This window comes from Mesorhizobium sp. B2-8-1, assembly GCF_006440955.1.
Lineage (GTDB): Bacteria > Pseudomonadota > Alphaproteobacteria > Rhizobiales > Rhizobiaceae > Mesorhizobium.
The window spans coordinates 378,439-402,997 of the sequence record NZ_VFTX01000004.1; the positions used below are offsets into that span (position 1 = coordinate 378,439).

The following is a 24,559-nucleotide window of genomic DNA, read 5'->3' on the forward strand; positions in this document are numbered from 1 at the left end:
AAGGTTGCCACGGCTGCCTGAAGAGGTTAACGGGTGCGGCGAAAACCGCACCATCTGGACAGCAGGAACTGGACTATGGGCAAGGTAACAGGCTTTCTCGAGATCGACCGGCAGGTGCACAAGTACCAGCCGGCCTCCGACCGCATCCGGCATTTCCGCGAGTTTACGCTGCCGATGTCGGACAAGGAGGTCGAGAAACAGGCCGCGCGCTGCATGGACTGCGGCATCCCGTTCTGTCACGGGCCGACCGGCTGCCCGATCCACAACCAGATCCCGGACTGGAACGACCTCGTCTATAACAGGGACTGGGACAATGCGATCCGCAACCTGCATTCGACCAACAATTTCCCCGAATTCACCGGCCGCATCTGCCCCGCGCCTTGCGAGGAAGCCTGCACGCTGAACCTCGAGGACATTCCGGTGGCCATCAAGACGGTCGAGCAGGCGATCGCCGACAAGGCCTACGAGAACGGCCATATCAGGCCCTATCCGCCGGAGAGGAAGACGGGCAAGCGCGTCGCCGTCATCGGCTCCGGCCCGGCCGGCATGGCCGCCGCCCAGCAGCTCGGCCGCGCCGGCCATGATGTCCATGTCTACGAGCGCGAAAGCCGGCCAGGCGGGCTGATGCGCTACGGCATTCCGGACTTCAAGATCGAGAAGCACTATATCGATCGTCGCATCGAGCAGATGCAGGGCGAAGGCGTGACCTTCCATTGCGGCGTCAATGTCGGCATCGACAAGCCCGTGGCCGAACTGCTCGCCGAGCATGACGCGGTGCTCTATTGCGGCGGATCCGAGACCCCGCGCGCGGCCAATATCCCCGGCGACGATCTCGGCGGCGTCTATGACGCGATGCCCTATCTCGTGCAGCAGAACCGGCGTGTCGGCGGCGAGCCGATCCAGTCGGTGGCGTGGCCGTCGCACCCGATCATCGCCAGCGGCCAGCATGTCGTCGTCGTCGGCGGCGGCGATACCGCTTCCGACTGCGTCGGCACCGCCTTCCGCCAAGGCGCCGTGCGCGTCACGCAGCTCGACATCCGTCCGCAGCCGCCGGAGAAGGAAGACAAGCTCGCCGTCTGGCCCTACTGGGCGACCAAGATGCGCACCTCCTCCTCGCAGGCCGAGGGCGCCGAGCGCGAATTCCAGGTGGCGACACTCGAATTCATCGGCGAGGAAGGCCAGCTGACCGGTGTCAAATGCTGCGAGGTCGACGATAAGCGCCGACCGATCGTCGGCACCGAGTTCGTCATCCGCGCCGATCTCGCCTTCATCGCCATCGGCTTTGCCGGGCCGGCCATGGCCGGCGTGGTGTCGGAGCTCGAAGGGGATATGAAGATCGTCACCGACAGCCGACGCTCCCGCAATGTCGAGGCCAATGACCGCGACTACCGGACCAGCGTCGACAGGCTCTATGCCGCGGGTGACGTGCGCCGCGGCCAGTCGCTGGTGGTCTGGGCCATCCGCGAGGGTCGCCAGGCGGCGCGTTCGATCGACGAGGCATTGATGGGTTCGAGCGTCCTGCCCCGCTGAGACCGTTTGGAAACTCTACTCCTGCGGCCATCTGAAGGCGTTTCTGCGCTTCCGGTGCTCACGTACCCCAAAGTACGCTCCGCTCCGGTTCTCGAAAACGCCATCATATGACTCGCAGCAGCGAGTTCCGAAAACGGTTTCGGGCCCTCCGCGTTGCTAAGGAGTGATGGCCGTCGTCGTGCCAGCCCTGGCGGCCGCGGCTGCCGGATTTGTCTTCGGCGGCCAGGCGAAATCGTCGGCGCGGCCGGGCGAAGCCACCGGCGCCTTGCCCTCGACCACCAGTTTTTCGCCGGGCAGGCCCGGGTTGGCCTTCGCGGGCGGTCCGGCGCCGAGCAGTTCCGTGCCGCCGTCGAGCGCCGGATCGCTGAGCAGCATCGGCGCGGTGCGGTCAATGACGATGGGAGCGGCGGCCGGCGCCGGCGCCTCGACCGGCGCGCCGGCAGGAGCAGCGGTCGGGGCGACGCTTCCCGGCGCGGCCAGGCCCAGGACCTTCATCAGCGGCTTTTCGGTATAGAAGGCGAGCTTGCGCTTGCCGGCCTTCGACATGTTGATGCCGTCATCGGAGCGCAGCCGCACGGGCTGGCCGTTGATGTCGGGGCCACTAGTGACGAAGGCGCCGTTCTCATCGACGAATCCATCCCAGATATCGACAAATTCGCCGCCATGGCTTTCGGCCGCCTGACGGTAGATGTCGTTGAAGGCGAGCATGTCGGATGTCATCTTCGAAACCCTGAACGCCGGCATGCCGACCCACAGGAAAGGCACCTTGGCCGTGGCGATGGCCTTGCCGAACGCTTCGGTGCGGCGCTCGTATTCCTTGGTCCAGGTCTCGGAACGGGGCTGCTCGCGCACATCCCCCACCTTCATCGGCTGGCGGTCGTTGGAACCCAGCATCACGACCACGGCGGCGGGCTTTTCGGTCTCTATCAATGATTTGATCTGTTCTGGCCAATTGTAGAAATCATCGCGCACGAAGCCCGACGAGCCATTGGAGCGAACGACGATCCTGACGCCGGTATTCTCGGCAAAGGCGGTGTCTAGACCTTCGGCGAGCCCGGCCGCCATGAAATCGCCGACCACCAGGACGACCCGGGCGTCCGGCGCCTTCTCGGCGATCGGGATTTCCGGTTCCGCGGGCGGACGCGGCGCGCGCGGCTTTTTTGCCTTGGGCCTGGGCCTTGGTTTCTGGATGTCCAGCGGCGGCTCGATCCGCTCGCTGCGGCGCGGGAACAGAAGGTCACGCAATGACCAGCCGCGGCTTTGCTGCTCCTGCGCCATGGCGGGCGCATGGAAGGCGCCTGCCATGGCGACGGCGAGCACGGCGACGGCCAGGAACAGCACCAGCATGCGGGGAATGAACGTCCCGATGCGCGCAGCCCAAGCCAATCGCTCCTCCTCAGTTCATGACAGGCCCTATTTTTGCCTGAGCCATTTGAGCACTTCCATGCTCGGATAGCCGTCCTGGGTCAAGCCGACCTTTGCCTGATAGGCCATGATGGCCGACTTCGACCCGTCGCCGATCTTGCCGTCGAATTTGCCATCATAAAGGCCGTGCTGGGAAAGCCGCTTCTGCAATTCCTGCCTTTCCTCGAACGTCAGCTTGGTGAAAGGCCGTTTCCAGTCCTGTACGAGGCCGGTGGAACCGGCGATCTCGTCGGCAAGAAGGCCAACGGCAAGCGCGTATTTGTCGGCATTGTTGTAAGCCTTGATGACCGAGAAATTCCTGATCATCAGGAAGGCGGGACCGCCGCGGCCATCCGGTACTTTCAACGTCGCCTTGTCGCTGAGGTTCCTGAACGGCTTGCCGCTCGCCCTGACCACGCCGAGCGCCTGCCATTGCGCCAGCGTCCTGGAGCCTGCAGGCAGCTTGCCGGCCGGCAAGGCCACCTCGTAGCCCCAGGTCTTGCCGGCCTGCCAGCCATTCTTCTTGAGCAGATTGGCTGATGTCGCCAAGGCATCGGGAATGGAATTCCAGATGTCGCGCTTGCCGTTGCCGTCCATGTCCACCGCATAGTGCTGGTAGCTGGTCGGGATGAACTGGGTCTGGCCCATGGCGCCCGCCCAGGAGCCCATGAGGTGGCTCTCGTCGATGTCGCCGGTCTGGAGGATCTTCAGTGCGGCGACCAGTTGCGTGCGGGCATATTTCGACCGCTTCTGATCGCCATAGGCCAGGGTCGCCAGCGAGCGGACGACATTGCGCATGATGTCGTCGCGCTTGAGGATCTCGCCATAGTTGGATTCCATCGACCAGATGGCCAGCAGGACGTTGCGGTCAACGCCGAACCTCGCCTCGATCCTGTCCAGCCACGGCTTCCATTTCCTGGCCATCTGCTGGCCGACCGCGACCGACTGGTCGTGGACGCGGTTGTCGAAATAATCCCAGGCGGGTGCGGTGAATTCCGGCTGGGTTCGGGCTTTTTCCAGCACCACCGGATCGGGTTCGTCGATGCCCCTGAAGGCGCGGTCATAGACGGCGCCGGAAACGCCCCCCTGCACCGCGGTGGCGCGGAAGCCGGCGACCCATTGCCGGAAGCCGGCATCGGCGAAGGCCGGCCCGGCAGGCATCAGCATGGCGAGCGAGAGGCTGGCGGCCGTCATGACGCTGGTGAAACGCTTTGCGGCATTGCGAACGGACATCTTTTCCTCCTTCTCCGTCTTGGGAAAGACCATTCATCGCCGAACCAGGTTAGGAATTGGTTTACCATAGGCCGCCCCTGGAACGAAAAGGCGCCTCGATGCTTCTACCGGTGCAAGTTTCCCTTCATTCGCCCGATAATCCTCAATTCCGGCGTGAAAATGTCGCGGCGCGGGATTGCGGAGCCGGCCTGCAAACGGATAATTGAAGGCATGAAGAGAGTTCGCAAGGCAGTTTTCCCGGTCGCAGGTCTCGGCACGCGGTTTCTCCCGGCCACCAAGGCCGTCCCCAAGGAAATGCTTACCGTGGTCGACCGGCCCGTCATCCAATACGTGGTGGACGAGGCGCGCGAGGCAGGCATCGAGCATTTCATCTTCGTCACCGGGCGCAACAAGGCGGTCATCGAGGATCATTTCGATATCCAGTTCGAGCTCTATGACACGCTCGCCCAGCGCGGCAAGGACGACCAGCTCGCCAGGCTGCAGCGGCTGCAGCCCGGGCCGGGACAGACCAGCTTCACTCGCCAGCAGGTGCCGCTCGGACTTGGCCATGCCGTCTGGTGCGCGCGCGAACTGGTCGGCGACGAGCCGTTCGCGCTCTTGTTGCCCGACATGATCATGCAGTCGGAAAAGAGCTGCATGAGGGACATGGTCGACCTCTATGCCGAGACCGGCAACAACATTATCGCGGTTCAGGAATGCGATCCCGCCGAGACCCATAAATACGGCATTGTCGGCCGGGGCGAAGCCACCCATCATGGCTTCCGCATCACCGAGATGGTGGAAAAGCCGAAGACCGGCACCGCGCCCTCCAATCTCTACATCAATGGCCGCTACATATTGCAGCCCGAGATTTTCAAAATCCTCGAAGGCCAGGAGAAGGGCGCCGGAAACGAGATCCAGCTCACGGACGCAATGCTGAAGCTGGAGAAGCAGCAGCCCTTCTACGGCTACCACTTTCAGGGCCGCACCTTCGATTGCGGATCGCCGGAAGGGTTCGTCGAGGCCAATGTGGCCTTCGCGCTCTGGCGCAACGACATGAACCAGAGCATGGCCGGCGTTATCCGCAGGCTTCTCGACGAGATGGCGCCTTCGGAGGACGTTGTGGCGGCGCTTTAAGGGAGGCGCTGTCTGGCCGATGTCTCGGATGCGGCACGCAGCTTAGCGGCCCGCGCTTACCGCTGCACCTTCAAGCCGAGATAGATGCTGTTGGCGGTGTAGTCGCGGCCAGGCAGGTTGCTGGTGAGCTTCTCGGTCCTGGCGCGGGTGGTGAGGCCGGCATAGCGGTTCAGCCACCATGTCAGCCCGGCTTCGGCGCTCAGCACCCTGTCATGGCCGTCTATGCCGATATAATCGCGCCAGTCCAGGCCCAGCGCGGCATTGCCGGTCAGGTTGGCGCGGATCTGGCGTTCGGCCGTGAGGCGGCCGGAATAGAGGATGTCGCCGCTTTCACCTGCGGTGGTCGTGGGCTCGACCGTGGTCCGCCCGGTCAGGCCGATCGTGGTGCCGCGTTCGGGCGACCATTTCAGGTCGGCGTCCACGGTGGCACCCGCGATCGCCCCCAGGCGGTCGTCGTCGATCGCTTCCCGCAGCCAGCCGGCCGAGAACTCGCCGGCGAGCTTCTCGCCCATGTCGAGCTCGAGGCCGGCGCGGGCACCAAGCCGCGTTGATGAACGCTCGAAGCCTTCATTGTCGAAGCGTTGATCATAGGCCCTGCGCCCGAGCTCGATTTCGGTGAAAGGCGTAAGGGCAGGGGAGATTTCGTAGCCGGTGCGCAAGGTCGCCGTATAAAGCGTGGAGTTACGATCCTTCTGCGACAGCGAGGTGTCGTCAGAAAGCTTGGCGTCGCCATAGAAGTCGTGCGAGACCGCGCCGGTCAAAGTGTATTGCGCCTTGCCGACGTCCTTTTCGATGCCGAGGCTGCCGTCGATGGTCTGGCGCAGCGGTTGCTTGCTGACGCCTGCAATGGCGTCGGGCGACGAGGCCGATTCCGGCACGGCCTCGTAACCGAGCTTGGCGACGGCGCGTTGCTCGTTGTCGAGGTCGACATTGAGCTGGCCTTCGATGCGGCCTTGCTCATTGTGAACCGGGTAGCCCGAGACGGTCTCGCGGAAGAGGCCATAACCATCAATGGTCGCGGAGTTCTCGCGCCAGTCGGAGGCGGCGGAAAAGCGCAGTGCCGTCTCGGACAGCAGCGCCGCTTTGCCGGCACTGCTGGAATCGCCGTTCGAGGTGGCGGTCAGGCCCTGCTCCAGCGTCGGCCTTATGACGAAGGAGCCCCATTTGATGCCTGGAGCGGTGAACGGATCGTCCTCGATTTTCTTCTTCTGCCCTTCGATGGAAGCGGTGCGTTCGGCGCCCGGATCGAGCTGCTGCCGGTCGACGCTGTCGATCGTGACGGCGCGGCGGTTGGCGGTCTCCTGGTCGGTGCCGGTGCCGGTGACGGTGGCGTCGGCATCGTCGGCCGTGCTGGCGGTGGTGGTCGCGTCGGTCGTCGCGGTGGTGTTCTTTTTCTTTGTCTTCGCCCTGTCGGCGGTCTTGTCCGCATTGGCCTGCCCGGTGGCCGATGGCCGGCGTGGTTTGGGCGGAGGCGGATTGTCGGCGGTCACGTCGTCACCGGCCGCCGGCGGGTCGAAGATGCTGCCAGTGGGCGAGGCGGCACCGCTATCGTCAGGAGCAGCGCCGGCGCTGGCGGGCAGATAGGTGCGCGACGGCGTGTCGTCCTGACCGGCGGCATTCGCTGGCTGCTGTTGACCCTGACCGGCTATGGCGGCCAGTCTCGCTTTGCGCTGCTGGTCGGACAGGATCGCCGATTCCGAGACCTCGCCGCGCAGCTCCGTTTCCTGGGCGAAGGACAGCGTCGGTCGCGGCAGGCCGAAGATGCTGGTCGCCAGCAGCAAGGCGCAGGCAGCCTTGCTCTTTCGCCTTCTCGTCTTTTCTGACTGGGCCCCGGACATCGCCACCACTGCTTGCGCGGCGCGAGCGCGCGCCATACTTACCGAACCGTAAATGGGGATGGTTAACGGAGGGTTGAGGCGGGGGGCGATTGCTTTTCCAAGCGCTCATTGTTCCAGGTCTCGACATTCGTGACCTTGCGCTTCGTTCATTCGAACCGCTCTCCTAGACGGTCGGGGGAGGCATTTCCGTTGGACAGGCGCGGCACAAAGCGCTAATCGCATCGGCCATGGATGCGCGATCCCTCGACAAGAAGCCGTTGGACAGACAGGCCTCTATCGCTTCGGCACTAAGAACGGTGGCGACCGAACAGGCGGGAGTGGCGGCGCTGGCCGAGGCGCTCGAAAATGGGCTGGCGAAGCCCTTTGCCGAAGCGGTCGACATGATCTCGAGGATCGAAGGCCGGGTCATCGTCACCGGCGTCGGCAAAAGCGGCCATATCGGCTCGAAGATCGCCGCGACCCTGGCCTCGACCGGAACGCCGGCTTTTTTCGTCCACCCCGCTGAAGCCAACCACGGCGATCTCGGCATGATCGCCAGGGACGATGCCATCATCGCCATGTCATGGTCGGGCGAAAGCAAGGAGATGATGGGCATCGTCGCCTATTCCAGGCGCTTCTCCATCCCGCTCATTGCAATCACGTCCGGTGAGACATCGGCGCTGGCGCGCGCCGCTGACGTCGTGCTTTTGCTGCCGCGTGCGCCGGAAGCCTGCCCGCATGGCCTGGCGCCGACGACATCGGCACTGCTGCAACTTGTGATGGGCGACGCGCTGGCGATCGCCCTGCTCGAGGCGCGGGGTTTCACGCCCGATCATTTCCGCACCTTCCATCCCGGCGGCCAGCTCGGCGCCAACCTGATGCAGATCCGCGAGATCATGCATGTCGGCGAGAGGTTGCCGCTGGTCATTTCGGGCACCGGCATGCAGGACGCGATCCTGGAGTTGTCGCGCAAGGGCTTCGGCTGCGTGGCGGTCACCGCCGCCGACGGCGCGCTGATCGGCATCGTCACCGATGGCGACATCAGGCGTCACATAGGCAGCAACCTGACGGCGATGACGGTCGATGAGGTGATGACGAGATCCCCCAAGACCGCCGCGCCGGACACGCTGGTGGCGACCGCGCTGCAGACGATCAACAATTCAGCCATCACCAGCCTGATGGTGGTGGAGGGCAACAAGCCTGTCGGGCTCGTCCACCTGCACGATCTCTTGCGCATCGGCGCCGCGTAGAGCAGTCCACCGTTTCACGGAAACGGCGAACTGCTCTATCTCTTTGTTTCTGCACAATTCCGGACGGAAAACCGTACACACTTTTCCTGGAATTGCGCTAGCGCGGAGCCGGTTTCACACCCGCTCGACGGTCAGTTCGAGATCGGTGTCGGCGGCTCCGGTGACGCGCACCTGGGTGCCGGCCGGCAGGTCAGGGCCAGAGACGCGCCACAGCGTGTCGCCGAGCTTGATGCGGCCGCGGCCGTCGCGGATCGGCTCGGACAGCGTCGCCATCCTGCCGATCATCTGCGCCCCACGGCGGTTGAGCAGCGGCTGGTCGGTCGGTTCGTCGCGTCCGCCGATGAGTTTCTTGCCGACCAATGCCGAGACCAGCGACAGCGCGAGGAAGACGAGCACCTGGACCTGCCAAGTCCAGCTGGCCGCATCCCAGACCAGCAGCGATACCGCGCCCACGATCAGCGCGGCGATGCCGGTCCACAACATGAAGATGCCCGGTGCGATGATTTCCATCGCCAAAAGCACGAAGCCCAGAACCATCCAGTTCCACGGGCCGAGTTCGGAAACGATGCGGTCGATCATGGTTTTGATCCACTCACAAAGGCATTAGTTGTCGCTCGGCCTGACGACCGGAGGTCGTGAGACCTGCCGTTGCGTGCCGGCCGGCCCGTCGCCCTTGAACACTTCCCTGGCGATCTCGCCGATGCCGCCCAGCGAGCCGATCAGCGACGACGCTTCGAAAGGCATCAGCACGATCTTGCTGTTGGTGGCCGAACCGATCTTGCCCAGCGCTTCGGTGTATTTCTGGGCGACGAAGTAGTTGAGCGCCTGCACATCTCCCTTGGAGATCGCTTCCGACACCACTTGCGTGGCGCGGGCTTCCGCTTCGGCGGAGCGCTCGCGTGCCTCGGCATCGCGGAAGGCGGCTTCCTTGCGGCCTTCGGCCTCGAGGATCTGCGACTGCTTGAGGCCTTCGGCGGCAAGGATCTGCGCGCGTTTGTTGCGTTCGGCCGTCATCTGCCGGCCCATCGATTCGATCAGGTTGGCGGGCGGATTGATATCCTTGATCTCGACGCGGGTGATCTTGATGCCCCAGGGATGGGCCGCTTCGTCGACCACGCGCAGCAGGCGCTCGTTGATCGCGTCGCGGTTCGACAGCAGCTCGTCGAGGTCCATCGAGCCCATCACGGTGCGGATGTTGGTCATGGTCAGGTTGAGGATGGCGTTCTGCAGGCCGGAAACCTGGTAGGCCGCCTGCGCCGCGTTGAGGATCTGGAAAAAGGCGATGCCGTCGACGCCGACGATGGCGTTGTCGCGGGTGATGATCTCCTGGCTCGGGACGTCGAGCACCTGCTCCATCATGTTCAACTTGGCGCCGATGCGATCGATGAACGGCACGATGAGGTTGAGGCCTGGCGACAGCGTTTTCGTGTAACGGCCAAAGCGTTCGACCGTATAATTGTAACCTTGCGGGATTGTCTTTATGCCTTTGAACAGCACCAGCACGACAAGAGCGACCAGAACAATAATCGCGATATCGAAACCACTGAAATCCATTTGGCTCTCCCTCAAGAGGCAAGCCATGGGAGCCATTCTCCCGCAGCCGGCTTCAGCAAACACTTAAGTGTGTTTCAACAACGTTACAATCAGGTGATGAGGGATTGTTTGTGTCGCTGCTGCCGGTGCCTGAAGGCGAACAGGCTTGCGTCCGTATCTTCCGATCCGGCGATGGCGGCAGAAACGATTTCGGATGCGATTTGCGAGAAGGCGATGCCGTTGCCGCCATAGCCCATCACGGCCTGGATGCGCGGATGCCCAGGGATGGCGCCGATATAGGGCAGGCCGGTGGTTGTGGTGCCGAAGGAGCCGGTCCAGGCAAAATCGGGCCTGGTGTCCAGATCCGGGAACAGGCGGCCGAGCTTCCTGGCCAGTCTCAGGCTCTTGCCGGCGATCAACGCGTCACGCCGTTCCTTGTCGATAAAATCCTCGTCTTCGCCGCCGCAGATCACCCTGCCGTCGGCTGTCGCCCTTGCATAAAGATAGGGGTCCGACGCTTCCCAGATGAGGGCCGCGTTCGGCCAAATCTTTCGCGGCTGCGGGCGTGTGGCGATGGCCCATGTCGAGATGACGCGGTGGGCGGCTGCCGGCACGATGTCGGTCAACTCGTAGCCGGTCGCGAGCAGGACGTGCTGCGCGCTGATTATGGGGCCGCCCCTGGTGGCGACGACGACCTCCTTGGCGCTGTCTTCGATCGTGGTCGCCTCGACCGGGGCGTAGAGGCGCGCCTTGCGCTCCAGCGCCTTCAGCAGCAATCCGGCGGTCAGTTTGCGCGGATCGAGCACGATGTTGCCATGGCTGAGGATGGCGCCGTCGCGCTCGATGCCGAATCGCGCAGCCAGCGGCGCAGGGGCGAGATAGGTCGCGGCGATGCCCGCCTGTCGCCGCGCCTCGGTCTCGTCACGCAACTGCGATGGGCCGAGCACGGTACCGGCCAGATAGAGGGAGGGGGCGCGGCTCAGGCGGCAGTTGATGGAGAGCTCGGCTATGCGGCCGGCAAGGTTGGAAACGGCCAGACGCGAGCGCCGCCAGGCCTGTTCCGCCGAGGCCTTGCCGATCATCCTGCCGAGTGCCGTCAGCGGCTGGTCGATCTCGAACTGCACCAGAGCGGTGGTCGCCGACGTCGACCCTCTCAGCGGGCCGCGCCGGTCGATGCAGATCACCGAACGGCCGTCCGCCGTCAGCGCTTCTGCGATCATGGCGCCGCTGATGCCCATGCCTATTACCAGCACATCGGCCTTGGCGTCACGGGTCAGAGCGCTTGTCGGGACAGCGGGTGCCCGATAGGCGGACCAGACTGGCCGCCCGCTTCTGAGGTCGAGCTTGCGGGGCATCGATGGTCTCCGGAAGGCGCGCCTCAACGCCCCGGAACGTCCATTGTTCCCGGTTTCAGATCCAGCCGGACAGTTCGCGCCGCACCATCGCCTCGATCACCGCCATGCCTTCGGGACTGTCGTTGAGGCAGGGGATGTGCGCGAATCTTCCGCCGCCGGCATGATGGAAGGTTTCCGCCGCCTCGCGGCCGATCTCGTCCAGCGTTTCGATGCAGTCGACGGAAAAGCCGGGGTTGACGATGGCGATCGATTTCACGCCGTCCTTGGCCAGTTTCTCCACCGTCTTGTCGGTGTAGGGCTGCAGCCATTCCTGTGCGCCGAAACGCGACTGGAAGGTGGTGATCAGCTTCTTCTCGTCCCAGCCGAGCCTCTCGCGCAGCAGCCGTGTCGTCTCGAGGCAATGCTCGCGGTAAGGATCGCCTTTGTCGGAATAGGGTTTCGGGATGCCGTGATAGGAGGTGATGACCACCTCCGGGTCGAAATCGAGGCTGGCCAGATGCCGTTCGATCGAATGGGCGAGCGCCTCGATATAGACCGGTTCGGCATAATAGGGCGGCACGCTGCGGACGGCAGGCGCCGCACGCATCTTCATCAGCGCCCGGAACAACTGGTCATTGGCAGTCGCCGTGGTGGTGGCCGAATATTGCGGATAGAGCGGAAAGGTCAGGATGCGGTCGCAGCCCTGCGCGACCAGGCTTTCGGCGACGCTCGCGGTCGAGGGATTGCCGTAGCGCATCGCCCAGCCGACGACCACGTCGGGCAGGTCGCGCAATGCCACGGTCAGCTTCTCGGCCTGGGCGCGGGTATAGGTGCGCAGCGGCGACTCGTTGTTCTCGCGATTCCAGATCCTGGCATAGTTGGCGCCCGACTTCTTCGGTCGCGTGGTCAGCACCAGGCCGTAGAGGATCGGATACCAGATCGCCTTGTTGAGTTCGATGACGCGCGGGTCGGACAGGAATTCGCGGAGATAGCGCCACATCGGCCTGAAATCGGTGCCGTCCGGCGTGCCGAGATTGACCAGCATGACGCCGACCTTGCCCGCCTTGGCCGGCGAATGTCCGGCCGGTCTCGGCCCCACGGTTCTCGCGGGCTTGGCGTCGACAGGAGTGGAAGGCGGCATTGCGGGTCTCCGAACACGGCGCGAAAGTAGCGATGCGGCGCTGCTTTTCAATGCAGCGTCTGGCCGCACCTTACCCGAAACAGGATGCCCGCCCTGTTTCGGGCGGGTGTCCCTGCGCGCAAAGGCGAAGGCGGTTACCTCGGCGGTATGGTCAAGGTGGCGCCGACCGGAAGCCGGCGCGGCTCGTAGCCCTTGTTGGCTTCGGAAATGACTTTCCACCTGGTGCCGTCGCCATAGGCCTTCTTTGCCAGGTCCCAATAGGTATCGCCGGCGACGATGACATGGCTGGTTTCGGCCGGTGCGGCCTCGGCGGGCTTTGCCGGCTCAGCCGGCGCGGGTGTTGCCGGGGCAGGGGCGGCTTCGGCAGGCTTTGCCGGTTCCGCAGGTGCTGGCGTTGCCGGAGCGGCAGGCGTTGCCGGTGCGGGCGCAGGCGCGGCCTCGGTCGACACGGCCGGCGGCGTGTTGGCGATATCGCCGGAGTTGGCAGGCAGATCGGGCATTGCTTCGGCTGGCTTGGCGGGCTCCGCCGCAGGCGCGGCCGCTGTCGTCGCGGCGATCTCGGTGATGCGGCCGTCGAGCTTGGGCGTGTAGGGCCGGTGCGCGCCGAGATAGTCGGCGACCACCTGTTCGAGGCCGGGGCCGTAATCATAGGCGTTCTTGGCCTTTTCGGCGAAAACCTTGTAGCCGTCGCCGCCCTGGCGGACATAGTTGTTGGTGGCGACCAGATAGTCCTTGTCGGGATTGAGCGGCGTCCAGGCGCCGTTCTCCATCACCTCGACAGACTTGACGCGGCCGGCATTGGCCGGGGCGGATTTGTCGAAGGCGTATTTCAGGCCGGCCACCTGCGGGAAGCGGCCGGCGCCGTCCTCGACCTGGCTGAGACCGCTTTCGAGCCCGGCAACGAGGTCCTTGCCCGAGATCTGGAAGGTCGCCAGCGTGTTCTGGAAGGGCAGCACGGTCAGCACCTCGCCCATGGTGACGGTGCCCTTGTCGATCGAGGCGCGCAGGCCGCCGCCATTGGAGATGACGATCTCGACGCCCTGTCCCTTGACGCGGTCGAGGATGGCGTCGGAGACGAGATTGCCCATCGCGCATTCGCGGGCGCGGCAGCTCTCGCGGCTGCCGTCGATGACGTCGGTCGTCTCGGCCACTTCCTTGTTCTTCAGCGCTTCGATCGGCGCGCCGAGCTCCTTGATGCGGGCGAGCACCGCGGGATCGGGCGTGATCGACTTGTCGAGGAGGATCGGGTCGCCGCTCGCCGACTTGACGACGCCATTGTCGTCGAACACGACCTTGAACTCGCCGAGATATTTCGAATAGGACGCCGCCTGCACGACCGGCACCTTGTAGCCGTCCGGATTGTCGACCATGGTCGGATAGGGGCCTGCCGCCTTCGGATCGGTGTTGGACAAAAGCGTATGGCTGTGGCCGCCGACGACCACGTCGACGCCCGCGATCTTCGCTATGACATCGCGCTCCCTGTTGTAGCCGATATGGGTCACGGCAACGATCTTGTTGACGCCCTCTCCCTTCAGCTTCTCGACCTCGGCCGTGATCGACTTGACGTCGTCCTCGATGGCGATGTTGGGGCCGGGAGTGGCGAGTTCGGGCGTATCGTTGGTGACGGCGCCGATGATGCCGATCTTCTGGCCGCCGACCTCGACGACGATGGACGGCTTGACGCGGTCACCGAGCTTGGAATGCGCGTTGGCTTTCACATTGGCGCCGAGCACGGGGAACTTGATCATGTCGAGGAACGGCGCCAATGCCGTTTCGCCGTCGTCGAATTCATGGTTGCCCAGCGCCATTGCATCGAACTTCATGTCGTTGAGGAACTCGCCTTCGGCCTTGCCCTTGTAAGTCGTGTAGAACAGCGAGCCCTGGAAATTGTCGCCGGCGCTGAGCAACAGCACGTTCTGGCCTTCCAGCTTCTTGCGCTCCTGCGCGATCGCCGTGACCAGCCGGCCGGCGCCGCCGACGCATTCGCCCTTTGTCTCCTCGTCCGCCGAGCAGGTGGATTCGTATTTGTTGTTGCTTTCGATGCGGCTGTGCCAATCATTGATGTGCAGGATATTCAGCGTGTAGTCGGCAAAAGATGCGCCGGCCGACAGGCCCAGCGTCGACGCGGAAAGGGCGGCAATGGCGGCAAGCTTTTTCATCTTCGTCTCCCGGATAGGCTGATCAGAGCCGTTTAGCGCTCTTGCTTGACCGGTCTCTAACAGCCGGCTTTTTCAGCCATGTTCCCATCGCGTTCCGGAGCATGCAAGGGAAAATCGGGGCAAAACCCCGTTGATCTCTGCGGGGCACAAAAAAGGACGGCGGCCATTGGCCGCCGTCCTTGGATGTCTGAATGCCTGGCGGTTCAGGCGCGCCGGGTCAACACGAAATTCTGGCCGGAGCCGCTGGTGCAGTTGAGCTGGCTGGTGGACACCAGCAAGCAGTTGAAGCTCACCGGAGTCTGCCGGATCAGCGAGGTACCGTGGATCTCGACCGAAGTGGCGCCGGTCATCGTATAGGTACCGTCGGACAGCTTCTGGCCGGTATCGGTCGCTACCGTGGTGAAGGTTCCGCCGGCAAAGGTCGAAAGACCGGTGCCCTTGGCGTCGATCCAGGAGCCTTCGACGCCCTTCGGCGCGGCCCCTATCGACGGCTCGTCGGGACCGCTGGTTGCACAAGCGGCCAGCCCCACCATCGTGGCCGCCGCAACACTCATCGAAAGAATCTTGCGCGCAATGGTCATGTAAAAATCCTCTCCTCGCCCGTCGGCCCGAAATCGGAAAACGACTTTCGGAAAGCACGGTGCATGCATCCAAGTTTCAAGAGCGCAGTTCATGCGTCCAGATGGACGCGGCTTGCTCCCGTCCGCATCCTTCAATCGCCCGATTTCCGGGCGATTGCAAGGCAGTGAGGCATGCTTGGCGCGACGCTATCGCACCAGGATGTTGCGGAATTGCCACGGGTCGTTCCGGTCGAGGTCCTCCGGAAACAGGCCGGGCCGATTATCGAGCGGTGTCCAGTCGGTATAATAGCCCTTCACCGGTCCGAGATATTGCGACTGCACGTCCAGACAGCGCTTGTAGTTCATCTCGTCGGCCTCGACGATGCCGGCCTCGGGGTTCTCCAGCGCCCAGACCATGCCGGCCAGAACCGCCGAGGTGACCTGCATGCCGGTGGCGTTCTGGTAAGGCGCCAGCTTGCGCGCTTCGGCAAGCGACAGTTGCGAGCCGTACCAGTAGGCGTTCTTGTCATGGCCGTAGAGCAGCACGCCGAGCTCGTCTACGCCATCGACCAGTTCGTTTTCGTCCAGCACATGGTGTACCGGTTGCGCCTTGCCGGCGGCGCCGAACATTTCATGCAGCGACAGCACCGCGTCGTTGCAGGGATGGTAGGCGTAGTGGCAGGTCGGGCGGTACTGAACCTTGCCCTTTTTTGAGCGCACGGTGAAGAAATCGGCGATCGAGATCGCCTCGTTGTGGGTCACCAGGAAGCCGTATTGCGCACCTGGCGTCGGGCACCACGAGCGCACGCGCGTGTTGGCGCCGGGCTGCTCCAGATAGATTGCAGCCTTGGAACCATGCTTGTGTTTCTTGCCGTTCTTGGGCATCCATTTCTCATGCGTGCCCCAGCCGAGTTCGGCGGGCTGCAGGCCCTCGGAAATGAAGCCCTCGACCGACCAGGTGTTCCAGAACACGTCCATCGGCTTCGGCTTCTTGGTGCGCTGGGTGTCGCGCTCGGCGATGTGGATGCCCTTGACGCCCGCCTTCCTCATGAGCTTCGCCCAGCCCTCGCGGTCTTCCTGCGCGGGTTCCGAAAACTCGAGGCCGAGATCGGTGGCCAGGTTGACCAATGCCTGCTTGACGAACCACGAGACCATGCCTGGATTGGCGCCGCAGGTGGAGACCGCGGTCGCGCCGCCGGGCTTGTCGTGCTTTTCCTTGAGCAGCGACTCGCGCAACGCATAGTTGGTGCGGCTGGCATTGTCGGCCTCGGCATCGAAATAGAAACCGAGCCATGGCTCGACGACCGTGTCGATGTAGAGCACGCCGAGCTTGCGGCAGAGTCGCATCAGATCCACCGAGCCGGTGTCGACCGACAGGTTGACGCAAAAACCCTGGCCGCCGCCATTGGTCAGAAGCGGGGTCAGGAGCTTCTTGTAATTCTTCTCGGTCACCGCATCCTGCATGAAGGTGATGCCGCGCTCGTCGAGCAGCGCGCGGTCGGTGCCGAGCGGGTCGATGACCGTCATGCGCGATTTGTCGAACTTGAAATGGCGCTCGATCAGCGGCAGCGTGCCCCGTCCGATCGAGCCGAAGCCGATCATCACCACAGGGCCGGTGATCTCACCGTAAACGGGCCAGTTTTCATTCGCCATTTTATCGAGCACTCCTTCAGACAGGTGCAAAACCCGGGCATTCTCGCCCAACGGGCATGCGCTACATCACAGATCATTGTCATAAACCAGTGAAAAGCGCCAACCGCCGGTCAGGCGGCGTTCGCCATTTGGTTAAGGACGCCGACCAGCCGGTCGCAGTCTGATGTCAAGCCCTTGTAATCGAGCTGGGCGATGTCGAGCGCTTCGAGCTGGGCAGCGAAAGCCGGAGCCAGCGTCGCCCGGTCGGGGTGATGCGCCAACGCCGCCAGCGGGTCGAGATGAATGCGGATGGTGAACAGGATGTCGCCCGAGACGGGCAGTTTTCGAAGCGTCTGCCGCTCGACGCGGATGAAGGCGTGGGCATTGGCGTCGCCATCGGCAAATCGCGACGGGCGGCTGGCGGCGCGCTCGATTCGCTCGACATTGGACAGCGGGTGGTAGAGCGCATCGCCCGATTGAATCGACCAGTTGTAGCGCTCCACGGCCTGGCCCTGGAGGCCGTCGAACATGCGGTTGATCAGCTCGGCCGGCCGCGTGCCAGGGCCAAAACCCGGCACAGGCGCATGGATCTGCTGCAACGGCTTGCCGAATTTTTCGAGCAGCGACCAGGACGAGGGAAAGCAGAGCGAGCCGGCGGCGAGCCGCCAGCCGTCTTCGCCGCGGCGCATCAGGATCAGGTCTTCCTGGACGAGCAGCGAGGCCGCGACAAGCGGCGCCTTGGCGAAGTCGCCCTCGGGATTGCCGGCGGCGCCGATCACCTCGACCCCGCCACTGGCACGCCGATGGGTCTCGGGAAATGCCCGCGGCAAGTGCGCTTCGAGCAGGTCGAGCACTTCGCGCTGAGCATCGCGCGTGCCGTCTTCCTCGACGAACACGGTGCCGGGCATTTCGGCATAGAGCCGCTGCTTCTCGGCGAGGAACGGCAGGAGATGTTCGTCGACTTCGATCCAGTCGGCCAGGGCAAGCGGCTTCAGCCCGATGGTGAACAGCTTGGACGAGCCATCATAGGGCGTGTGGGTGGGCAGCGATGTCATGCTTCAGATCAGTTTTGCCGGGATCAAGCCGCGCAGTGAATTGCCGACATAGAGCGCCCTGGCGGATTTCAAGTCGTCAAAGCTGTAGATCGCCTCGCGGGCGCGGCCTTCATCCAGAAGCGCGCCGCGCAATACGCCAGGCAGCAGCCCGCAATCGAGGCGGGGCGTCAAAAGCATGCCGTCGCCGAAATCGGCGAAGACATTGGTGATGGTGCCTTCGCACATCTCGCCACGCTCGTTGGCCAACAGCACTTCGTCGGCCTGGGTGATGAGGTATTCGGCACGGGCATGCGCGTAGACCTGCCGGCGGCTGGTCTTGTGGCGCAGCAGCATGTCGTTCGAATCGAGCCTCGTGCGCGCCAGCCGCAGCGTCCAAACCTTATCGGCGGCGAGCGGCTCATAGGGCTGGACCGAGGCGGCCGCGTCGCCACTGCGCGCCAAAGCCAGGCGCGTGCGCAAGGCGTTGCGCGCGCCATCGACAGCCTTGCCCAACACGTCACCGATGCGTTGCGGGTCGCAGGCAAAACCGAGTTCGGCCGCCGAACCATAGAGGCGCGCCAGATGCCGCTCCAAGCGCAGGAAGCCCGTGGCCGGCTCCCAGCGCATGGTCTCGATCAATTCGAAACCGGCGGCGTTCCCGTCGCGAAGCGGGCTTTCAAGAGACACTCCTGATACTCCTCCTGCGCGGTTGAATCGAAGACGATGCCGCCGCCGACATTGTAGACGGCCTCGCCGCCGGGAAAGAGCGAGATGGTGCGGATCGCCACGGAAAAGCGCATCGTGCCGCCTGGTGCGATCCAGCCGATGGCGCCGCAATAGACATCACGGGGCGTGCCTTCAAGGTCATGCAGGATCTCCATGGCGCGGATTTTCGGCGCGCCGGTGATGGAGCCGCAGGGAAACAGCGCGGCAAAGATCTGGCGGATCGTGAGGCCCGGCAGCAGCTTCGCCCTGACGTCGCTCACCATCTGGTGGACGGTCGGATAGGTTTCGATGCGGAACAGCTCGGGCACTTCCAGCGTGCCGACCTCGCTGATCAGCGAGATGTCGTTGCGGAGCAGGTCGACGATCATCCGGTTCTCGGCCTGGTTCTTCTCATCATTGCGCAGGAAGGTTTTCTGGCGCTCGTCGTCTGCTTCCGTCGCACCACGCGGCGCCGTGCCCTTCATCGGATGCGTCTCGACCATGCCCTGCGCGTCGATCTCGAAGAACAGTTCGGGTGAGCGTGACAGCACGACCGGATCGCCAAGCGAAACCAGGGCACCATATTTCACCGGCTGGCGTTCGGTCAGCGCGTCGAAGGCGGCCAGCGGATCGCCCGACCATTGCGCATGCACCGGAAAGGTCAGGTTGCCCTGGTAGCAGTCGCCTTGCCTGATGTGCCGGTGCAGCCGCGAGAACCGCTTCTCGTAATCCTCGAACGACCATGTCGCCCTTGCATCGAAGATCGGGCCGTTGGTCGCCGCCGCCTTGCGGGGCGGCACCGGCTCTTGCACCGGCGCGTCGAAGACGCCCAGGCAGACCAGCGGGGCGCGGCGCCCGGCCGGCAGCAACGGAACCAGCTTCGGCTCCAGCAGGTAGCCCGCCTCGTACGAGAAGTAGCCGGCAAGCCACTTGCCGGCATCATGCGCCGCCTGGGCCGCCTGCACCGCGGCCGAGAAATCCCGGGCCTCGTGCGCCGTGATGATGTCGTCCGGTCGATCGAAAACGAGCTGGCGCGCGCTTTCGTCATTGCGGAAAATTGCGGCGGGCAGGGGCATGGAACTCGGCGCGTGGATCGATGAAGCCAATGATGGCTCTATATGGGGGGCCAGCCGCGCGCAATCGAGGGAGCGGCACCTTGCCACTTAAAGCCGACCTCTGGCCCCACCTTTGGCCCGACCTGTGGACAGACCTGCGGCCAAAAACAAACCGGCGACGCTTCGTTCGCGCCGCCGGCCGCAATCGTCGGATCTGCCCTGTCGCTCAGGTGTTGCTGGCGGTTCCGGCCGACGGAAACTGCCTGGCGAATTCCGCCTCGTTGCCGGCGGCGAGCAGCTTGGCTTGCTCGATCCAGCGCTCGCGCGCGATACGGCCGTCGAAATTCATGACGTCCTCGATCCGCTTGATATCAGCGGCTGTCCAGGCGGCGATCTGGGCAAAGCTGGTGACGCCTTGTGCCCTGAGCAGCTTCTCGTTGACCGGGCCGATACCGATCAGCCGGCGCAGATTGTCGGGTTTGCCGGAAGCCACCTTGGCCGGCGCGGCCTTCGCCGGTGCCGCCTTCCTGGGTGCCGCGCTGGCCTTGGGTGCCGCCTTGGCGGCAGCGGCCTTCGGCGCGCCGGTCTTCGCGGCGCTGGAAGCGGCCTTGGCCGCAGCCGGCTTCCTGGGCGCCGGCTTGGCCGCCGGAGCGGATTTGGCAGGGGTGGGCGTCGACATCAAGGCGGCCGGCGCCGGGGTCGCCGCTTTTGCCGGACCGGAGCCGGTCGAGGCCTCGCGCAGCCGGCGCTCGAGGTCGGCGCGGGTGCGCCCGCAGGCATCCAACTCGCCGGTCAGGCGATCGCTGTCGGCCCGCAGCCGGTCGCGCTCGCTGCGTGTGCGGTCGAGGTCGCCGCGCAAGCTGTCGAGCTCACCGCGCAGGCGTCCCCAGATGAACCAGCCAACCAGCACACCCACAAGGAACGCCAGGAGCATGTAGAAAAAAGTGCCCATTGTCTCTCTCTCCAGTCAGATCCGTCTGCCGCGGCATTGGACTTAATGACCTTCGGCGAAGGACTACTCGATGATGGTTCGGCCGCCTGCGGAACAGCCGGCCTCAGTCGAGCCGTCGGCGTCGGCTTTGCAAGCCATGGCCAATGGCCGTCGTCGCGTGCACCGGAACGCCGCGATCGGCTGAGACTTCCCCGCCCGACCCGCATGCTCCGGCTGAGCTTGGCGGGGAGGCTATCATAGAGCTTCCGGAAAGCTATGGGAAAACTACGAAAGAGAGTTATTCAAGAACAGATATTTAGACCAAGAATAGTGTGGGCCCAATATGCATTCCGGCTAAACTGTTCTGAGCAGGTGGGGACGACGTACAGAAGACGCCTCAGTTGTCGAGCGCTTCCAGCTCGTCGATCAAGCCGCTGATCACGCCAAGCCCGATCTGCCAGAAGGCGGGATCGGTGGCATCGAGGCCGAAAGGCGCCAGAAGCTGCGAATGATGCTTGGTGCCGCCGGCGCGCAGCATCTCGAAATATTTGTCCTGGAAGCCGCGCTCGGCGTTCTGGTAGACCGCGTAGAGCGAGTTCACCAGACAGTCGCCGAACGCATAGGCGTAGACGTAGAAGGGCGAATGGATGAAGTGCGGGATGTAGGTCCAGAAGACTTCGTAGCCGTCGCGCAACTTTATCGCCGGGCCCAGACTTTCCGCCTGCACCTCCAGCCAGAATTGGCCGAGCCTGTCGGATGTCAGTTCGCCGTTGCGGCGCTCCGCATGCACCTTGCGCTCGAATTCGTAGAAGGCGATCTGGCGCACGACCGTGTTGATCATGTCCTCGACCTTCTGGGCGAGCATGGCCTTGCGCTCGCGCCTGTCGGTGGTCTGCTCGAGCAACGAGCGGAAGGTCAGCATCTCGCCGAAAACGGACGCCGTCTCGGCCAGCGTCAGCGGCGTCGAGGCCATCAGCGCGCCCTGGCCGCCGGCCAGCACCTGATGCACGCCATGGCCAAGCTCATGCGCCAGCGTCATCACATCGCGCGGCTTGCCCATGTAGTTGAGCAGTACGTAGGGGTGCGCCGAAGGCACGGTCGGATGGGCGAAGGCGCCGGGGGATTTGCCTGGGCGCACCGGCGCGTCGATCCAGTTGCGGTCGAAGAAAGTCCGCGCGATCTCGGCCATCTCGGGCGAGAAGCGCTGATAGGCGGACAGCACCGTGTTCCTGGCCTCGTCCCAGCCAATCACCGCCTGCGGCGTCTCCGGCAACGGCGCGTTGCGGTCCCAGTGGTTCATCACCTCCATGCCCAGCCAGCGCGCCTTCATCCGGTAATAGCGGTGTGACAGGCGCGGATAGGCCTCGCGCACCGCCGAAGCCAGCGCATCGACCACACCGCGCTCGACGCGGTTGGCGAGATGGCGTGAATCGGCGATGTCCTCGAAACCGCGCCAGCGGTCCGAGATTTCCTTGTCCTTGGCCAGCGTGTTGGTGACCAGCGTGAAGGTGCGCAAATTCCTCCGGAAGGTCTGGGCGAGCGCCTCGGAGGCGCGGCGTCGCACCTCGCCGTCGGCATCCTGCAATCGGTTCAGGGCCGGTTCCAGCGTCAGCTCCTCGCCGTCGACGTCGAAGCGCAGGTCCGTCATAGTCTCGTCGAACAGCCGGTTCCAGGCGCCGCGCCCGGTGATCGACTTCTCGTGGAACAGCTGCTCGACGCGATCCTCGAGCTGATAGGGCTTGTCCAGGCGCAGATCGAGCACCCAGGGCCGGTAATGACCGAAGGCGGGGTCGGCGGCGAGCGCGCCCTCGATGGCCGCGTCGTCGATCAGGTTCAGTTCGAGCGCGAAGAACAGAAGATGCGCGCTGGCGTCGGTCATCTTCTCCTGGATGTCGCCATAGAGCTTGGCGCGCTGCGGATCGGCGGTGTTGCCGGCGTAGATGAGGCCGGCATAGGAGACGATGCGGCCGATCAGCTCTTCCAGAGCCTCATAGGCGACAAGCGCCTCGCCCAGCCTGCCTGCGCTGCCGCGCTCGGCCTCGGCGGCCAGCGTGCCCTTCCAGCGGCTCTCGAAGGCGATCGCATCGGCGGCGGCTTTGGCGATGTCGCGCTTCAACTCCGGCGCCTCCATGCCCGCATAGAGGTCGGTAAGATTCCATTCCGGCAGATCGCCAAGCTCGGCGGCGCCCTGACCGGAAGCTGGCGCCGCAAGCCGCCGATCAAACATCACGCGCATCGACAATACCTTCTTTTGAATCAAGTGGCCGGGCCAGGGCCAGAATCAAGGAGAACGGAGAAGCCGGTCAAATCCTAAGGAATTCGTTCACCGGGTTTTTTGAAACCTTATTTAGAACCCTGTGCCAAGATGGTCCATGGGGATATCAGGCGGGCGGCTCAAGACAGTCATGACAGGTTCCATACTCATAGTCGATGACGATCCCGTGCAGCGCCGGCTGCTCGAGGCGGCGGTGACGCGGTTCGGCCACACCGCAATCGTGGTCGACGGGGGCGCTGCCGGCCTCGACGCCCTCGACGGACCCGGCGCCCGCGACGTGTCGGTGGTCATCCTTGACCTGGTCATGCCCGATCTCGATGGCATCGGCGTGCTCAAGGCGATGCGCGAGCGCGGCATCACCATCCCGGTCATCGTGCAGACCGCCCAGGGCGGCATCGAGACCGTGGTTTCGGCGATGCGCCACGGCGCCTTCGACTTCGTCGTCAAGCCGGCCTCTCCCGACAGGCTGCAGGCCTCGATCGCCAACGCGCTCAAGGTCGAGGCTGTCGAAGGCGAGGTCAAGCGCACGTCGCGCCGGCGCGGCGGGCTGCTGACCTTCAGGGACATGATCACGCACAGTCCCGCCATGGACAAGGTGATCCGCCTCGGCCAGAAAGCGGCGGCATCCAACATCCCGATCCTGATCGAGGGCGAATCCGGCGTCGGCAAGGAACTGGTGGCGCGCGCCATACAGGGCAGCGGCGACCGCCGCTCGAAACCTTTCGTCACCGTCAATTGCGGCGCCATTCCCGACAATCTGGTCGAATCGATCCTGTTCGGCCATGAGAAGGGCTCGTTCACCGGAGCTACGGAGAAGCACACCGGCAAATTCGTCGAAGCGCATTCGGGCACGCTGTTCCTGGACGAGATCGGCGACCTGCCGCTCGACGTGCAGGTCAAGCTGCTGCGCGCCGTCCAGGATGGCGAGGTCGATCCGGTCGGCGGCCGCGCCACGGTCCGGGTCGACATCAGGCTGATTTCGGCGACGCACCGCAATCTCCTGCAGCAGGTCAAGGACGGCAAGTTCCGCGAGGACCTGTTCTACCGGCTCAACGTCTACCCGATCTATGTGCCGCCCCTGCGGAACCGCCGCGACGACATTCCCGATCTGGTCGCACATTTCATGGAGAAGGTGGCTCCGGCGGACCCGCGCCATCGCCTGCGGGGCATTTCGGCGGCGGCGCTCGCCGTGCTCCAGGCCTATGACTGGCCCGGCAATATCCGGCAGCTGGAAAATGCCGTCTTCCGCGCCTCGGTGCTGTGCGAAGGCGATGTGCTCGGCGTCGAGGATTTCCCGCAAATCCGCGCCCAGGTGGAGGGCACGGTCCGCCTCGATGTGGACATCGCGCCGGCCGGGCCGCTCTTGGCTGTCGAACCGCGCGATGAGCGGGCGCTGGCCGGCGAGGGCGTTTCGGCTGCCGAACCCGAATCGCCGATGCGGCTTCAGCCACGCTTCGGCACGCTGCGCGCGCTCGACGAACGCGGCAATGTGCGCGCCCTGGCGGATGTCGAACTGGAGATGATCAAGCTCGCCATCGATCACTACAACGGCCAGATGAGCGAAGTCGCCCGCCGCCTCGGCATCGGCCGCTCGACGCTTTACCGCAAGCTCAAGGAATACGGCATCGATCCGGAAACCGGCAGGCTCGACCGGCTCGCTTCCTGAGGGCGCTATCGCGCACAGCCGCCCGATGTCCGGCCTGAGAGCGGTCGGCCCGAGTGCGGTCACGCAAGGCCGGGACCAGCTTGCGCTGCCATCATGTCGCCGGTGCATTGACTGGACCGGAGTGTGGCGCGCCGATGGCGACGTCCCCGACGGTCCCGTTCACGCATTAAGGCTAACGGTAACA

General features: G+C 64.4%; 19 protein-coding genes. 4 read left to right on the top strand and 15 right to left on the bottom strand.

All coding sequences use genetic code 11. From position 1 onward, the window contains the following. Window positions 1-75 precede the first annotated feature (75 nt). The gene (locus FJ428_RS13675) at window positions 76-1,530 is read left to right on the top strand and encodes a glutamate synthase subunit beta (RefSeq protein WP_140879568.1); all 1,455 of its coding nucleotides are present in this window, start codon (window positions 76-78) and stop codon (window positions 1,528-1,530) included. A 156-nt stretch (window positions 1,531-1,686) separates the two neighbouring features. Here FJ428_RS13675 and FJ428_RS13680 read toward each other — a convergent pair whose 3' ends face one another. Together FJ428_RS13680 and FJ428_RS13685 are read right to left on the bottom strand one after the other, a co-directional pair. Continuing rightward, the gene (locus FJ428_RS13680) at window positions 1,687-2,916 is read right to left on the bottom strand and encodes a DUF459 domain-containing protein (RefSeq protein ID WP_140560304.1); all 1,230 of its coding nucleotides are present in this window, start codon (window positions 2,914-2,916) and stop codon (window positions 1,687-1,689) included. A 27-nt stretch (window positions 2,917-2,943) separates the two neighbouring features. Next, window positions 2,944-4,167: a lytic murein transglycosylase gene (locus tag FJ428_RS13685; protein ID WP_140496283.1), complete on the bottom strand. Its 1,224-nt coding sequence runs from the start codon at window positions 4,165-4,167 to the stop codon at window positions 2,944-2,946. 201 nt (window positions 4,168-4,368) lie between these two features. Here FJ428_RS13685 and galU point away from each other — a divergent pair, with 201 nt between their 5' ends. Further along, on the top strand, window positions 4,369-5,283 hold the full coding sequence (gene galU / locus FJ428_RS13690; protein WP_181165245.1) for a UTP--glucose-1-phosphate uridylyltransferase GalU: 915 nt from the start codon (window positions 4,369-4,371) through the stop codon (window positions 5,281-5,283). Window positions 5,284-5,339: 56 nt separating this feature from the next. Here the strand turns inward: galU and FJ428_RS13695 are convergent, their stop codons facing one another. Then, window positions 5,340-7,121, bottom strand: coding sequence for an outer membrane beta-barrel protein (locus FJ428_RS13695; RefSeq protein ID WP_181165244.1), 1,782 nt, complete (start codon window positions 7,119-7,121; stop codon window positions 5,340-5,342). 227 nt (window positions 7,122-7,348) lie between these two features. Between FJ428_RS13695 and FJ428_RS13700 the strand changes: the two genes are divergently transcribed. After that, window positions 7,349-8,350, top strand: a complete 1,002-nt coding sequence (locus FJ428_RS13700; RefSeq protein ID WP_140686034.1) for a KpsF/GutQ family sugar-phosphate isomerase — start codon at window positions 7,349-7,351, stop codon at window positions 8,348-8,350. A 114-nt stretch (window positions 8,351-8,464) separates the two neighbouring features. On the opposite strand, the gene FJ428_RS13705 is transcribed toward FJ428_RS13700, so the two are convergent. The 12 genes from FJ428_RS13705 to FJ428_RS13760 all read right to left on the bottom strand — a co-directional run bounded on the left by FJ428_RS13705 (window position 8,465) and on the right by FJ428_RS13760 (window position 22,670). After that, window positions 8,465-8,929 carry an NfeD family protein gene (locus FJ428_RS13705; RefSeq protein WP_140686033.1) on the bottom strand — a complete coding sequence of 155 codons (465 nt, stop codon included), beginning with the start codon at window positions 8,927-8,929 and terminating at the stop codon, window positions 8,465-8,467. A gap of 24 nt (window positions 8,930-8,953) precedes the next feature. Beyond that, entirely contained in the window at window positions 8,954-9,904 is a 951-nt protein-coding gene (locus FJ428_RS13710) for an SPFH domain-containing protein (protein WP_140624323.1), read from the bottom strand. An 89-nt stretch (window positions 9,905-9,993) separates the two neighbouring features. After that, window positions 9,994-11,238 (bottom strand): FAD-binding oxidoreductase, encoded by a 1,245-nt coding sequence (locus FJ428_RS13715; RefSeq protein ID WP_140879569.1) that lies wholly within the window; start codon window positions 11,236-11,238, stop codon window positions 9,994-9,996. A gap of 55 nt (window positions 11,239-11,293) precedes the next feature. Continuing rightward, window positions 11,294-12,358 (bottom strand): ferrochelatase, encoded by a 1,065-nt coding sequence (gene hemH, locus FJ428_RS13720; RefSeq protein ID WP_140496277.1) that lies wholly within the window; start codon window positions 12,356-12,358, stop codon window positions 11,294-11,296. A 134-nt stretch (window positions 12,359-12,492) separates the two neighbouring features. Next, window positions 12,493-14,517, bottom strand: coding sequence for a bifunctional metallophosphatase/5'-nucleotidase (locus tag FJ428_RS13725; protein WP_140879570.1), 2,025 nt, complete (start codon window positions 14,515-14,517; stop codon window positions 12,493-12,495). 203 nt (window positions 14,518-14,720) lie between these two features. Beyond that, window positions 14,721-15,098, bottom strand: a complete 378-nt coding sequence (locus FJ428_RS13730; protein ID WP_140496275.1) for a hypothetical protein — start codon at window positions 15,096-15,098, stop codon at window positions 14,721-14,723. A gap of 186 nt (window positions 15,099-15,284) precedes the next feature. Next, window positions 15,285-16,730 (bottom strand): homospermidine synthase, encoded by a 1,446-nt coding sequence (locus tag FJ428_RS13735; protein WP_140522394.1) that lies wholly within the window; start codon window positions 16,728-16,730, stop codon window positions 15,285-15,287. Window positions 16,731-16,840: 110 nt separating this feature from the next. Beyond that, window positions 16,841-17,764 carry a DUF3445 domain-containing protein gene (locus FJ428_RS13740; protein ID WP_140879571.1) on the bottom strand — a complete coding sequence of 308 codons (924 nt, stop codon included), beginning with the start codon at window positions 17,762-17,764 and terminating at the stop codon, window positions 16,841-16,843. 3 nt (window positions 17,765-17,767) lie between these two features. After that, on the bottom strand, window positions 17,768-18,430 hold the full coding sequence (locus FJ428_RS13745) for an aminotransferase class IV family protein (protein ID WP_140879572.1): 663 nt from the start codon (window positions 18,428-18,430) through the stop codon (window positions 17,768-17,770). After that, window positions 18,379-19,524, bottom strand: coding sequence for an aminodeoxychorismate synthase component I (locus tag FJ428_RS13750; RefSeq protein ID WP_140879573.1), 1,146 nt, complete (start codon window positions 19,522-19,524; stop codon window positions 18,379-18,381). Before FJ428_RS13750 ends, FJ428_RS13745 begins: the two co-directional genes overlap by 52 nt. 205 nt (window positions 19,525-19,729) lie before the next feature. Next, entirely contained in the window at window positions 19,730-20,455 is a 726-nt protein-coding gene (locus tag FJ428_RS13755; RefSeq protein ID WP_140560310.1) for a proton-conducting membrane transporter, read from the bottom strand. A 376-nt stretch (window positions 20,456-20,831) separates the two neighbouring features. Next, window positions 20,832-22,670, bottom strand: coding sequence for a M3 family oligoendopeptidase (locus FJ428_RS13760; RefSeq protein ID WP_181167290.1), 1,839 nt, complete (start codon window positions 22,668-22,670; stop codon window positions 20,832-20,834). A gap of 169 nt (window positions 22,671-22,839) precedes the next feature. Here FJ428_RS13760 and FJ428_RS13765 point away from each other — a divergent pair, with 169 nt between their 5' ends. After that, a complete protein-coding gene (locus FJ428_RS13765) occupies window positions 22,840-24,375 on the top strand; it encodes a sigma-54 dependent transcriptional regulator (RefSeq protein ID WP_140657371.1) in 1,536 nt (511 codons plus the stop codon). Window positions 24,376-24,559 lie beyond the last annotated feature (184 nt).